Origin of the sequence: Halogranum rubrum (assembly GCF_900114455.1) — an archaeon.
Lineage (GTDB): Archaea > Halobacteriota > Halobacteria > Halobacteriales > Haloferacaceae > Halogranum > Halogranum rubrum.
The window spans coordinates 481,822-495,231 of sequence record NZ_FOTC01000002.1 but is presented as its reverse complement, the minus strand read 5'-3'; the positions used below and the strand labels follow the sequence as shown (position 1 = coordinate 495,231).

Below are 13,410 nucleotides of genomic sequence, written 5' to 3'. Positions count from 1 at the left end.
TCAGTCGCGGAGCGCCTCTTCGCGTCGCGTCGCGTCGATGGTGTCTTCCTCGACGTCGAGGGCGACGACGGCCGGTTTGTACGCGCCGCCGGCGAACAGTTCGTGGTCGCCGAGCGACGACTCCACGAACCGGGTGAACGCACGGCGGTTCGCCGGCAGGTGGCCGTAGAACACCTCTTCGTCGACGAGGTCGTAGACGGGAATCCGCGGCGTGAGAAGCGTGTTCTCGCCGACGATGGAGTTTTCGCCGACGACGAACCCCGACGTCACGCGACAGCCAGCACCCAGTGAGACGCCGTCCTCGACGATGACCGGGTTGTCCTCGACGGGTTCGAGCACGCCGCCGATGAGCGTGTTCGCGCCCAACTTGACGCCTTCGCCGATTTGGGCGCACGACCCGACGGTGTCACAGGAGTCGACGAGCGTCCCGTCGCCGACGTACGCGCCGACGTTGACGAACGAGGGACTCATCATGATGCAGTCCTCGCCGAGATAGGCACCGCGGCGAATCGTAGTGCCGTTCGGTGTGTTGCGTGTGCCGCGTGTCGCCAGGTCGTCGGTGTCGCGCAGCGGCAACACGTCGTGGTACATCACGTCGCCGTAGGCGCGCGGTTCGGTGTGGCGTAGGCCGAAGTTGAGCAGGATGCCCTGTTTGACCCACTCGTTGACCGACCACGCGTCGGGGCCGCTCCCGCCGTCGTTCTCGGCGGCGCGAATCTCACCGGTTTCCAGTGCGGCGAGGAACTCGTCGAGCGTGTCCAAGTCACTCGAGTGGGCGCTGTCGGCGTCGATGTCGTCGGTCTGATACTGGTTCCACAGGTCGTCGATGTCGGTCTGAAGGCTCATTGGTTCGCGTCGATTACGTCGAAGAAGTCGTAGCGGCCAGCGTCGCAGTCGGCCACCCATACTGCTGCGTCGAGTGCGCCTTCGGCGAAGACGCCCCGAGACTCTGCGCGGTGCGTGAGCGAGAGGAGTTCGTGGTTTCCGGCGACGAGCACCTCGTGTTCACCCGTGATGTCGCCCGCACGACGGGCGTGAACACCGATTTCGCCCTCCTCGCGCGGTTGGTCACCCTCGCGGCCGTGGGTTCGGTGCGTGAGGTCCGAGCGAACGTCCTCGATATCGTCGAGGATGCTGTTTGCGGTTCCGGAAGGCGCGTCTCGCTTCCCGTTGTGGTGGGTCTCCATCAGTTCGACGTCGTACCCCGGCAGCGCACCGACCGCCTCGCGGACGGCCTGTCGAAGCGCCGCCACGCCGCGGGCGAAGTTCGCGGCCTTGAGCAGCGGAATCTGCTCACTCGCGTCGTCGAGTGCGGCCTCACCGTCTTCGTCGAATCCAGTCGTGCCGACGACGACGGCGACGCCCGCCTCGGCGCACGCCGAGACGTACTCCGCGCTCGACTCGGGACCGGTGAAGTCGACGACGACGTCTGGGTCTCGTTCGGTGAGCAGGGTCGGAAAGTCGGCCGCGTCGTCGACAGCGACACCGGCGACCGAGTCTATCTCACTACGGTTCACTGCGAGGACGACGTCGACGTCTTCTCGCTTTCCGGCCGCTTCGATGACCTCACGGCCCATGCGCCCGCCTGCGCCGGTGACCGCGAGGCGCGTCACCGTTCGGCCTCCTGTTCGAGTTCGCGCCCTTCGAGTTCCGAGAGGAGTTCACGGAGTCGGTCACGGTGTTCCTCCGAGAGTCGAGAGAGTGGCGGGCGCATCCGCGCGGAGCCGTGACCGCGCATCTGCATCGCCTCCTTCACCGGAATCGGGTTCGTCTCGACGAACAGCTGTCGGGTCAGCGGGCCGAGTTCGTGGTGAATCGCGCGGGCACGCTCGAAGTCGCCGGAGAGTGCTGCACCGACGAGCGCGCAGGTGCGCTCGGGTTCGATGTTGGCGACGACACTTATCGTCCCCGTCCCGCCGACCGAGAGCACGGGAAGTGTGAGGCCGTCGTCGCCCGAGAGGACGTCGAACGCTTCGTCGCGCGTGCGCTCGACGACCTCCGAGACGCGGTTCAAGTCGCCGCTGGCGGCCTTGTAGCCCGCGATGTTCTCGTGGCTAGCGAGCGAGACGACGGTGTCGACGTCGATGTTTCGCCCCGTCCGCGAGGGGACGTTGTAGACGATCTGTGGCACGTCGACGGCGTCGGCGATAGTCCGGTAGTGCTCCTCCATCCCGGCCGGTTCGGGCTTGTTGTAGTACGGCGAGATGAGCAAGAGGCCATCCGCGCCGGCGTCGGCCGACCGCTTCGAGAGTTCGAGTGCCTCGCGCGTCGAGTTCGACCCCGACCCCGCGATGACGGGGACGTCGTCGACCGCCTCGATGACGGCTTCGACCACCTCGACGTGCTCGTCGTGGGTGAGTGTCGCGCTCTCGCCGGTCGACCCGACGGGGACGAGACCGTCGACACCCGCGTCGACGAGTCGTCGTGCGTCCGTCTGGAGTTGTTCGAAGTCGATGTCGCCTTCGGGGGTGAACGGCGTCGTCATCGCCGGATAGACCCCGCTGAAGTGTGTCTCTGTCATGTGTCCTGTGTCTGTGTGTCGCTGGTAGTCAATCGTCCGTACAGCCGTCGGGAGTTCACCCGAGACAGGGTCGCCACCCCTGCAACGAGCGATGTTACGGACGTTTTTTCAGAAGTTTCGGAAAAGCGACTGCGGCTGCTGTCGTGTCGGGCGTGCCCGTGGCAACAGCAGCGTGAATCACGATTGTACCACCGAGGTTCTGAATCTTATAGCTTACGTCGATAGCGAGTTCTGCCAGCCGAGACCGAACGGGAGTGAGGAGGGCGGGTGGGATGTCAGACTCTGTGGGTGGGGGGGACGTCGTCGCCGAGTACGCGACTACTCGGCTTTCGTCGAGACGGTGAGTCCAGTCTCTCGTGTCGCACCGTCGTTGTCGGTCACCCGGAGCGTCACCGGATAGTCTCCACAGGCGTCCAACGTCAGTTCCGCCGTGTCGCCCGTCAGTTCGAACGCACCGTCGCCGTCGAGGTCCCACTCGTAGGCGACGACTCGTCCGTCGGCGTCCATCGACGCTGCGGCCTCGAACGTCACCGTGTCGCCACGGCTCAGGTCGAGCGTCTCTGCCTTCTTCGGCGTTGTCTCGATCATCGGCGTCGGCTTCTCGTTCGGAGTTTCTTCGGGTGGTGCGTCTTCGTCGTCGGAGGGGATGTCTTCGTTCTCGTCTCCGTCGTCGCCTTCCGACGGCGTCTCCGTCTCGTCGTCTTCGGGTGGCTGCTCCGTCTCGCCGTCGTCTTCGGGTGCGCCACCGTCGCCAAACAGTTCGTCTTCGACGAGTTTGCGGACGACCGCCTTCTGCCACTCGACGCGCGTCTCGAGTGCTGGGCCGGTAGAGAGCGTCTCGACGAGGAAGCTAAGTGCGTCGAGGTCACGGGACGCCTTGTGCGCGATGAGTCCGTTCGGGTCGACGTTCGGCCCCGAGAAGTAGCCGATTTCGAACTTGTTCGTCCGGTTGCCGACGTAGTTCTCGTTGACGTGGCGGACGGCGCGTCCGGCCTTCGCGGCGGCGACCATGTCGTACGAGCGGAAGACGGCCTGACCGACGCCGTCGGTCGCATCGCCGTTGTAGAGTTCGGTCGACTCGTGAAGGTCGACGAAGACGTCCGGGTCGTACTGGACGACGACGCTCCAGATGGCCTGTGCCAACTCGTACGTCGGGTCTCGACCGACCGGGAACTCGCGGTTCAGGTCGACGCCGTCGGCGGCGGTTCGCGTCCCACGCTCGATGGCACGGGTGTTCACCTCCGGAATCACGACGAGTTGCCCCGACTCGATGTCCCACTCGCTGATGTCGCCGGCCGCACGGTAGCCCGCGACTTCGTCACCGTGCAGACCGCCGACGACCATCACCGTCGGCCCGTCAGCGTCTGCCGTCGTGACCTCGACTGTCGTCTCCGAGGGTGTGCCTTCGAGAATCTCGTACGACCCGTTAGTGAGCGGGTCGGACCCGCGTGCGACGGTGCTCGCGCCGATACCTGCTAGTGCGACGGTTCCTGTTGCGGCGAGGAACGACCGCCGCGTCGGTCTGTGACCTTCCATTTCAATCGCTCCTTGTAGAATGTCTGTATTTGCTATACGTCTCGTAAGGTTAGCATGCTAACGCGTCTGCAACGGTTCAACAATGTACAACAGACAAGATTATACGGCCGAGTTGTGCACTCAGTGAGGGAGTTAACGGCGTCTCCGAATATATTCGATGATTTATAAATATTGGGTAGAGAGTGGCAAACGTCGGCGGCATTGGCCGCCGGTGACGACGGGCGGTCGACAGTCAGTGGAGCGGTGACCCGCCGGACGAAGCTTCTATGACGCTCCGGCCGGACTCCCCGATAATGGTCGACATTCACCCGAGTCAGCGCGTCGCCGTGCTGGCGGACGCGCAGAACCTCTATCACACCTCCCAGAGTCTCTACTCTCGTAACATCGACTACTCTTCGCTCCTCGAAAAGGCCGTTCAGGGGCGTCAACTGGTCCGTGCAATCGCCTACGTCATCCGTGCGGAGTCACCCGACGAAGACCGCTTTTTCGACGCACTCGTCGATATCGGCTTCGAGACGAAGATAAAGGACATCAAGACCTTCGGCGACGGGTCGAAGAAAGCCGACTGGGACCTCGGTATCGCTCTCGACGCCGTCACGCTCGCCAACCACGTCGATACGGTCGTCCTCTGCTCGGGCGACGGCGACTTCGCCCGTCTCTGCTCGCATCTCCGTCACGAAGGCGTCCGTATCGAAGTCCTCTCGTTCGGTAACTCCACCGCAGACGAACTCGTCGAAGCCGCAGACTCCTTCATCGACATGACCGAGCGCGAAGAGACATTCCTGCTGTAACGGTCCGACGCCATCCGAAGCCGCTTTCCCGACGCATCAGCAACGGCCACCTATGAGTGACGCGGAGGATTTGGCGGACCTGCGGATTATCGCGGACTACCAGTTCGGTGCGGACGCTGGCGACGTGCTGTTTCCGGCCGACGAAGAGCTACGAGTCTCTCGGTCGACGAGCGGTCGCCCGCGGCAGATTCACGCCGGCGACGACAGACTCGTCTCCTACGGAACCGACGGGCGGTTTACGCTCGGTCTCGCCGGTGGCTCTCGTCTCGTCGCTGCGGGGGAGTCTCCGGCGAACCGTGTCGTCGTCGGCGACGAGAGCGAACCGTTCGTCCGTGACGGGAAGAACGTCTTCGCGAAGTTCGTCGACACCGTCGACCCTGCAGTGCGCCCCGGTGACGAAGTTGCCATCGTCCACGAGAACGGCGACGTCCTCGGCGTCGGCCGTGCGGAACTCTCGGCGGACGCTATCGTCGACTTCCAGTCGGGAATGGCCGTGAAGGTCCGCGAAGGTGCAGGCGAGAAGTAGCGGCTGAGAAGTAGCGCCGAGTACTCAGAGATACGGACCGAGACCGAGCGCCTGTACCAGCGAGACACCCGAGAGCACTGCACCGAGCAGATAGCCGCCGATTGCGCCACCGTTGAGGAGTGGCAGTCCGGCGTGAGCGCGACCTTTCATCACCATCCACAGCAGGACGCCGAGTCCCAGGAACGTCCCGACCATCGAGAGCAACGCGGCCAGGTTCAGCGCCGGCAGAAGAGAGAACCCGAGGTTCCCCGCGTCGAGGAAGAACGCACCACTCGCGACCATCACCGTCGGCATGACGGCGTCGCCGAGACCGATGAAGAAGACGTCTCGTTCGCTGGCCTCGGGTGAAACGGCTTCGCCGCGGGACTCGGATTCAGTTTCAGCGTCACTTTCGGCCGCCTCGTCTACGCCCTCCGGCCCACCGTCGGCGGCGGCCGTCTCCGCTTCCTTCTGGTCTTTCAGCAGCGAGTACGAGAGCGTCAGCGGGATGACGAGCACGACAGGGATGTTGAGGTCCATCACCCCTTCCGCGAGGTCGAGCATGTGCTCGGTACCGTAGACGCTGATGGCGTCGTAGACGGCGAGCAAGGTGAGAAGCACGATGGTCGGCAGTACGTCGAAACTGATGCCGAACAACCCGGCCGCACCCGCACCCATCACGACACCTGCCGTGTCGATGACGTACCACTCTGGATAGAGGAGCAGCGACAGCGAGACGAGAGCGGCGAGGCCGATAGCGACCACCGAGGGGACGGCGACGCTGAAGACGTACCACGCGAGCATCCCGCTCGTGAGGATGATGATGCCGCGAATCAGTTGGTCGAGGTTGTACTTGAACGCCGCCAGCATCAGCGCCGTCATCACGAGGATAGCGCCGATGTAGAGCAGACTGTTCGTCGGGTCGGAGGTGTCTTCGATGGTCTGGTAGCCGGCGGCGTCGAACGTCGGTACGAGCGCCAACGCCCCCAGTTGGACGAGGAGGAAGATGAGTGCCGCGAGGGCGACACCCCGGTACGCGCGGGAGTTCATGCTCGGACTTCCGAGGTGCGGAGGCTTTGCAGTTGTGGAAGTAGAGCGCCCCGCTCTCTCTCGGTCGCCCGTGCTCACTCGCTCTTTATCGCCAGCCCCGACCCGTCGATGACCGACGTCAACCCGCGTCGGAGTCGTTCGGAGAGTGACTGCGAAGAGATGCCGAGGTCGTCGGCGACGGCCGAACAGGTCGTCGACCGAGGTACCTCGAAGTAGCCGTCTCGGTAGCAGTATTGAATTGCCTCTAACTGCGCCTCGGTGAGTCCGTACGGCGTCTCCGAGTCGGTCAACTCGTCGTTGTAAATCTTCTCGACGTCGAAGGACCGACCGCGGTCTTGAGACCACTCTCGAATCCGTCTGAGCGAGTCGCGGTCGGGAAACCAGACGCGAACCCAGAAGCCGTCGTCAGTGACGGTTGCTTCACTGAGCATGGCGTCTTCGGCGGTCACGACGGGCGTGATGCTCTCTTCGACGCCACGTTCGCTGTAGTTGACGCGAATGAGCCGCCTCGACGCGGTTTCGTCGAGTTTTCGAGCGTCCGCAATCGTCGGGTCGAGCCCGAGTCCTCGCTCGAACGCGTCCAAGTCGTCTCCTTCTGCTCGAAAGATGAGTTTCATCGCGCCGTTGGGAGGCATGCGGTCGTCGACGACGGTCACCCTCGTCGACGGTGCGACATCTATCGCCCGACGAAGGATTGGTGTCTCTGATCGAAATTCGGCGATGGGCATATTGTCACCGACCACTCTTCGCCGCCCGCAAAGAGCTGTTGGCTTTCGATAAAGAAACTCCTTATTACGGCACTGTCCTGCCTCTCAAGGTGTCGCCAGCGGCCGTACCACCCGGAGAGTCGCTATCTACGGGACGAAAAGAGACTCGGGGCAACAGACGTTGCCAGCACTCACAGCGCTTACCGGGCGTACAGTTTCTGTCCGACGAGTTCGGCGAGACGGATGTCTCGGTCGGTGGCGATGGCGACGTAGGGCCGTTCGACCGGTCCGAACACGTCGACGATGCGGCCGACCCGCGAGAGCGACTCGTCGATGACGGCCGTGCCGATGTCGGGGTGACTGTCGTCGTCGCAGTGGACGATAGCGAGGTTCTGTGCCGTCCGGGAGACGGTGCCAACGCGCTGCATCAGTCGCGGAGGATGCCGACGTAGGCCGCGACGGCGGCGACGAGGTCGTTCTTACTCGAATCGTCGGCTCCCTGTACCAACACGCGACCACGCTCTTCGAACTCACGTGAGTAGGTCTTGTCGCGTTCGACGACGGCGTCGTAGCCGACCTGCTGGACGGCCTTCGCAATCTCCTCGACGGTCGGGTCTTCGACGGCGTCCTTCAAGGCGACGCGTCGCCCCTCCGACCGCGTCTTCGCGGCGTCGATGTACGCGGGGTAGATGACGTTCTCGACCATACTCCGAAGGCCGCGGTCCGGCCGTAATACGGTTGTGGTCCTCGGGTGGTGTCGCTCTGCTCGTCAATGAGTCATCCGAGACCATCGTGGAGACCACCTCGGAAGTCCCACCCGTGGTGGGCTGTACGGGTCGTCCAAATGGCTGAAACTGGCTGGTCGTCGAAGAGAAGAGTTGAAACAGTCGTTACCGGCGGCGACGCGCGAGCAGTGCCGTCGCAGCGAGTGCGGCGAGGGCCGCGGTGACACCGAAACCGGGACTACTGGTCTCTGTCTCGGTCGATGGTGCCGTCGTCTGGTCGTCCACGGCTTCGCCGTCGGTGTCCGTGGCTGTCGAATCAGCCGTCTCGTTCGTCGTCGTCCCGTTCGCCTGCGACGCTTCCACCTCGGACTTCGTCACGAACTGGTCTTCGCTGTAGGCGTCGGGGTAGAAGCCGGCAGTCATGTTGCTGACCGTGTAGGCGACGCTTCGGGGTGCGGGTTGGTTGAGGTAGTTCACCTCGACCATCACCGTCCGGTTGTTCTCGCCTGCGGGTGTACTCGCGTATGGCTCCGAGTCGAGAATCGACGCACCCTGTGGTGAGGTGATGAGGACGACTTCGGGGGCGAATTCGATGACCTTCTCGTCGCTGAGTTGCGGGTAGCCGTTCTGTCCGGCCTCGGCGACGACGTTGGTACCGCCGGCGGCCGTCATCATCGCGTCGATGAACGTGTCGCCGCCAGCGACGTAGGCGTCACCGAGCGGGTAGATGACTCTCGGTTGTTCACTACTCTCGACGGCGGACTGTGCTGCTTCGACGTTCTGGTTCATCCACGCGTTCGCCGTCGCTGCGCCCTCACAGTTCCCGGTGAGTTGGCCCATGAGTGTCGTCTTCGCTTCGATGTCCTCGATGGACGTCGACGCCTCGAAGCGGAAGACGGTGATACCGGCGTCACGGAGTTTCGTCACCGTCTCGTTGCTGATGGCGTTCGGCGCGAGCACGAGGTCTGGTTCCGTGCCGACGACTTTCTCGATGTCGACACCGAACCCCGCCGCGGAGACGTTCGTCCGCGAGTCCGCGCCGTCGAGGTAACTCGCGAACTGCGAGAGACCGACGACTTGCTCTTTCCCACCGATTTCCCACATCGTCTGGGCCGCGCTCGGATTGAGCGTCGTCACCCGTTCGGGGCGTTCCTCGATGGTGACCTCTGTTCCTGTGGCGTCCGTCGCGGAGAACGGGAAGCTACACTGCGTCTGTGTCTGTGCGACTCCCGACCCTGTCGCGGCGACCGGCGTGACGCCGGCACCGACGATGGAGAGTGTCACGAGGAGGACGACGAGCATCGACCGAATCGACCGAGTGGTTCGCATTGTCCAGTCGAACTCGCTAATCCAATAAGTATTTACCTAATGCAAGTGGGTTTTCATTCATGCAGACGACGACGAAGACCGCTGTCTGGTCTGCCGCACTCTGTGGACTCCTCTTAGTCGTCGTCCTCGTCAGCGCCGGTATCGGTCCAGTGTCGATTCCGGCGACGACCGTCGCCAAGACGATGTTGAACGCCATCGCCGTGCCGACGTCGTTCAGTGTCTCGCTCGGTCACTTCTCTCTCGTCGGTATCACGGTTCCACTCCCGGCCCCCGAAATCGGGACCGTCCACCCCTTCGCCTTCGACGTGAGAGACAGTCACGCGACCATCGTCACGAACATTCGACTCCCCCGCATCGTCCTCGGTGCCGTCGTAGGGTTCTCGCTCGCCGCCGCGGGCGTCGTGATGCAAGGGTTCTTCCGTAACCCGATGGCCGACCCCTCTATCATCGGCGTCTCGTCGGGAGCGGCCGTGGGTGCGGTGCTCGCGATTATCGCACCGTTTGCGCTCCCCTTCGGTCTCCAACTGCAGGGAGCAGCGTTTCTCGGTGCGATTCTGACGGCGTTCGGCGTCTACCTCATCGCCACCGAAGGCGGGAAGACGCCCGTGGCGACGCTGTTGCTCGCGGGCGTCGCCGTCCAGACGCTCCTCGGTGCCCTCACTTCGTTCATGCTCCTCCACAGCGGTGAGAGCCTTCGGCAGGTCGTCTACTGGCTGATGGGCCACCTCGACAACACGAGTTGGAACGAGGTGCTCGTCGCCGCGGCCATCGTCCCGCCGCTCTTCGCCATCTTGGTCCTTCACACACGCGACCTGAACGTCCTCCTGCTGGGTGAAGAGGACGCCCACAGCCTCGGTATCGAAGTCGCCCGCACGAAGAAACTGCTTCTCGCGGTGGCGAGCGTCATGACCGCAGCGGCCGTCTCCGTCTCCGGCGTCATCGGTTTCGTCGGTCTCATCGTCCCGCACATCCTCCGACTCCTCGTCGGCCCGGACCACCGAATTTTGCTTCCGACGTCTGCGCTCGCGGGCGCATCGTTCCTCGTCGCCACCGACACCATCGCTCGCTCGGGAACCGCCGAACTCCCCGTGGGCATCGTCACGGCGGCGCTCGGCGCACCCTTTTTCCTCTATCTCCTTCGTCGGCAAGAGGTGCACAAACTGTGACCGAGGCTGTCCTCGATATCGACGACGTCGCCGTCTCGCTCGGTGATGTGCGCGTCCTCGACGGTGTGAGCGCGGCAGTCGACCGAGGGACGTTCGTCGGTCTCGTCGGCCCGAACGGTGCGGGCAAGACGACGCTCCTCCGCACGCTGAACGCGGCACTCAGACCCGACGAAGGGACAGTTCGGGTTACGGGACAGAACGTCGCGGAACTGTCGGCCAAGGAAGTCGGTCGACTCGTGGCGACGGTTCCGCAAGACACCAGCCTCTCGTTCGACTTCAGCGTCCGCCAGACCGTCGAGATGGGTCGCACGCCGTATCTCTCCCGGTTCGGTGGGATGCGACCCGAGGACCACGAGCTAGTCGACCGAGCGATGAAGCAGACTGCCGTCGACGAGTTCGCAGACAGAGCGATCACCGCCATCTCGGGCGGCGAACGCCAGCGCGTGTTGCTGGCGCGGGCACTCGCACAAGACACGCCGCTCGTCCTCCTCGACGAACCGACGGCGAGTCTCGACATCAACCACCAGGTGCGGACGCTCGAACTCGTCCGCGAACTCGTCGACGACGGCAAGACCGTCGTCGCGGCGATCCACGACCTGAACCTCGCGGCGCACTACTGCGACGAACTCCTCTTACTCGGTGAGGGTCGAATCCTCGCCTCGGGTCCGCCGGAGTCGGTACTGACGGAGTCGACGCTCGAACGGGCCTTCGGCGCGAACGCCGTCGTCTCTCGGCATCCAGTGACAGGGTCGGTGTACGTGACTGCCCTGCCGGACCAACGAACGCACGGCGAGGCAGACGGGCGAGTTCACGTCGTCGGCGGCGGTGGTAGTGCGGCGCGCCACCTCTATCTCCTCTCGGCGGCAGGCTACGACGTCTCGGTGGGTGCGCTCAACGAGGGCGACTCGGATACGGAGACTGCGCGGCAACTCGGTCTCGATACAGTAACCGTAAACCCGTTCGCTCCCGTCGACGCAGCAGCACGGAAGACGGTCACCGAGTACGTCGAACGCGCCGACGTGACGCTCGTCGTCGACATCGAAATCGGCGAGGGGAACCTCGCGAATCTGGAAGCCGCCCGAGCGGCCGACGAACTGGTACTCGTCGAGACTCGCCCGTTCGCCGAGCGCAACTACGCGGGAGAATCTGCGGCCCGAACGTACGAGACACTTCGCTCGCGGGCCACCGTCGTCACCCCCGACGAGGTACTCGGTGCGGTCACGGCAGCCATCGAGCGAGCACGCACGCCAACCCCAGCACAACACGACTATTGACATCCTCCCGCGCCTGAAGACGCGGGAATCCCACGGTACCGCACCGCTGAGTTGGGATATTAGGGTTTGCAGTCCACCACCTCTGCCCGAGGTTGGAATCCTCGGGAGAGGTCATAATGTGCCATTATCGCGTGACTGCGCGCTGTTTTCTGGCTGGTTCAGACGCCGTTTACAGCCACCGTTCCATGTCGAGTATGCACGAATACGCACCGAATACACGTCGAATAGAGAGTCACAGACTCGAACGAACGTGGAGAACGCTGTGAGTAACGTCCAGGCAGTGCGACGCGAACGAGAGACCACTCAGTGCTCGCTGAGAACAGTTCGGACTAGTGTGTGTATAAAGAAAGCACGTTCGAAGTAGGTGGCAAGTACTCATCGGCGTTCTTCCCCTCTGTCTCTACTGAGGCCACCCGATTGCAACTCGCACTCATCGGCGTCGGGCGAATTGGCGGAGCTATCGTCGACACGGTCACGTCCTGTGACCGACTCCTCGGCGGTGGACTCGTCGCCGGTTCCGTCGCCGTCGACACCGCACCAGCAGACCTGGCGAGCCTTCGCGCTGTTCCTCGTTCGAATCGTGTGGCAATCGGTGGCGCGTACCCGTGTCGTGACGGTGTCGACGGCGACAACGAGTTCGGTGCGAGTATCGCCACCGAAGATATCGACGCGATTCTCGCCGGCGTCGACGGGATTCCTTCTCACCACGCAGACGCGTTCCTCGTCGTCGCGGCGCTCGGCGGTGGAACCGGCGGCGGCGGTGCCCCAGTCGTCGCTCGAGAACTCAGACGACTCTTCTCTCGGCCCGTCTACGGTCTCGGTGTGCTCCCGAGTCGTGACACCGACACCGCGACGGCCCAGCGGACCGTCCGGTCGCTCGTCACCTTCGTCCGCGAAGTAGACAACCTCCTCCTCGTCGACGGGACGAACGGACGACGACACGCCGACGTGAGCGAACTCGCCCACCAAATCGCGGCCGTGTTTGGCTCCGCTGGAGCCACCGAGGTCGACGAAGCTATCGAGACGAACGAGAGCTACGAAAGTCACACAGGTGGCGAAAGCTACGAATTCGACGGAGACAGCGAGATACCGGCACGTGCTGACGATGGTGACTCGCTGCCAGTCGACAGCGACCCTGTCGGACTCGAATCGGTGCTCGAAGCCGGTGGGGTTTCGCTTCTCGGACACGCTGCTGCCACGTCACCGCAGCGCGGATTGATCGAACGTGTCTGGAACCCAACGGCACAGACACCGAAGCCGGACGACGAAGAGACGCTCCGTCTCGTCCAAGCGGCGGCGCACGGCGGTATCCGGACGGGGCGACGCACGCAGACGCAGAACCGCAACTCGGCCGACACGGCGACCGAATCGCCGCCAGTCCCGCAGGCTCAGAGCGCGTGGGTCGTCACGACCGGTCTCCAACAGCAGGAGTCGCAGGAATCAGAAGGGTCGCGAGAATCACCGGGAACTCTCGTCGACGAGCGAAGTCGTCGGTGGCTCTGTGACGAGACTAACGTCCGTACGGTCGGTGGACGGAGAGTAACTGCAACTGACGGCTCACACTCGGTGACCCTGCTCCTCGCAGGCGTCCGTGACGCTCCGCGCTTGACTGACCTCTGGGAACGGGCCGTCCACGAAGGGTGCGGTGACCCCTGCGACGACCCCACGCGCACCAGCCCCGAGACGGCGACTGAGCGAGACAAGGCGTTCGAGCCGTTATTCTGACTGTTTCACACATCTGGCCGACCCATCGCCGAAAAACGCACGACGTGAACGATGTGGTACGGTCGCACTAACACTCAGTTA

The 13,410-nt window shown here is 63.8% G+C and carries 14 protein-coding genes; 5 read left to right on the top strand and 9 right to left on the bottom strand.

Going from position 1 to position 13,410, the window contains the following annotated elements; all coding sequences use genetic code 11:
* From BM083_RS10795 to BM083_RS10780, 4 genes are all read right to left on the bottom strand, one after another.
* Entirely contained in the window at positions 1 to 846 is an 846-nt protein-coding gene (locus BM083_RS10795) for a 2,3,4,5-tetrahydropyridine-2,6-dicarboxylate N-succinyltransferase (RefSeq protein ID WP_009366126.1), read from the bottom strand.
* Complete coding sequence (dapB, locus tag BM083_RS10790) at positions 843 to 1,613, bottom strand: 4-hydroxy-tetrahydrodipicolinate reductase (protein WP_089869324.1); 771 nt, start codon at positions 1,611 to 1,613, stop codon at positions 843 to 845. The genes BM083_RS10795 and dapB overlap by 4 nt, the downstream gene beginning before the upstream one ends.
* Entirely contained in the window at positions 1,610 to 2,521 is a 912-nt protein-coding gene (dapA, locus tag BM083_RS10785) for a 4-hydroxy-tetrahydrodipicolinate synthase (RefSeq protein ID WP_089869322.1), read from the bottom strand. The genes dapB and dapA overlap by 4 nt, the downstream gene beginning before the upstream one ends.
* Positions 2,522 to 2,839: 318 nt before the next feature.
* Positions 2,840 to 4,057 (bottom strand): PKD domain-containing protein, encoded by a 1,218-nt coding sequence (locus BM083_RS10780; RefSeq protein ID WP_089869320.1) that lies wholly within the window; start codon positions 4,055 to 4,057, stop codon positions 2,840 to 2,842.
* Between the two features lie 293 nt (positions 4,058 to 4,350).
* Here BM083_RS10780 and BM083_RS10775 point away from each other — a divergent pair, with 293 nt between their 5' ends.
* Together BM083_RS10775 and BM083_RS10770 are read left to right on the top strand one after the other, a co-directional pair.
* Complete coding sequence (locus BM083_RS10775; protein ID WP_089869317.1) at positions 4,351 to 4,848, top strand: LabA-like NYN domain-containing protein; 498 nt, start codon at positions 4,351 to 4,353, stop codon at positions 4,846 to 4,848.
* 52 nt (positions 4,849 to 4,900) lie between these two features.
* Positions 4,901 to 5,374, top strand: a complete 474-nt coding sequence (locus BM083_RS10770; protein WP_089869315.1) for a PUA domain-containing protein — start codon at positions 4,901 to 4,903, stop codon at positions 5,372 to 5,374.
* 24 nt (positions 5,375 to 5,398) lie between these two features.
* Here the strand turns inward: BM083_RS10770 and BM083_RS10765 are convergent, their stop codons facing one another.
* From BM083_RS10765 to BM083_RS10745, 5 genes are all read right to left on the bottom strand, one after another.
* Positions 5,399 to 6,403: a presenilin family intramembrane aspartyl protease PSH gene (locus tag BM083_RS10765; protein WP_089869313.1), complete on the bottom strand. Its 1,005-nt coding sequence runs from the start codon at positions 6,401 to 6,403 to the stop codon at positions 5,399 to 5,401.
* 74 nt (positions 6,404 to 6,477) lie between these two features.
* Complete coding sequence (locus BM083_RS10760; RefSeq protein ID WP_089869311.1) at positions 6,478 to 7,131, bottom strand: helix-turn-helix domain-containing protein; 654 nt, start codon at positions 7,129 to 7,131, stop codon at positions 6,478 to 6,480.
* Positions 7,132 to 7,310: 179 nt separating this feature from the next.
* Positions 7,311 to 7,538, bottom strand: a complete 228-nt coding sequence (locus tag BM083_RS10755; protein ID WP_009366135.1) for an H/ACA ribonucleoprotein complex subunit GAR1 — start codon at positions 7,536 to 7,538, stop codon at positions 7,311 to 7,313.
* A complete protein-coding gene (gene srp19 / locus BM083_RS10750) occupies positions 7,538 to 7,816 on the bottom strand; it encodes a signal recognition particle subunit SRP19 (protein WP_009366136.1) in 279 nt (92 codons plus the stop codon). The genes BM083_RS10755 and srp19 overlap by 1 nt, the downstream gene beginning before the upstream one ends.
* A 184-nt stretch (positions 7,817 to 8,000) precedes the next feature.
* Entirely contained in the window at positions 8,001 to 9,164 is a 1,164-nt protein-coding gene (locus BM083_RS10745) for a PGF-CTERM-anchored ABC transporter substrate-binding protein (protein ID WP_089869309.1), read from the bottom strand.
* A 59-nt stretch (positions 9,165 to 9,223) separates the two neighbouring features.
* Here BM083_RS10745 and btuC point away from each other — a divergent pair, with 59 nt between their 5' ends.
* The 3 genes from btuC (at position 9,224) to BM083_RS10730 (ending at position 13,329) form a co-directional block, all read left to right on the top strand.
* Entirely contained in the window at positions 9,224 to 10,330 is a 1,107-nt protein-coding gene (gene btuC / locus BM083_RS10740; protein WP_089869307.1) for a vitamin B12 ABC transporter permease BtuC, read from the top strand.
* Positions 10,327 to 11,604, top strand: coding sequence for a heme ABC transporter ATP-binding protein (locus tag BM083_RS10735; protein ID WP_089869305.1), 1,278 nt, complete (start codon positions 10,327 to 10,329; stop codon positions 11,602 to 11,604). Before btuC ends, BM083_RS10735 begins: the two co-directional genes overlap by 4 nt.
* A gap of 336 nt (positions 11,605 to 11,940) precedes the next feature.
* Positions 11,941 to 13,329, top strand: coding sequence for an FtsZ/tubulin family protein (locus tag BM083_RS10730; protein ID WP_089869303.1), 1,389 nt, complete (start codon positions 11,941 to 11,943; stop codon positions 13,327 to 13,329).
* The last annotated feature ends 81 nt before the right edge of the window (positions 13,330 to 13,410 follow it).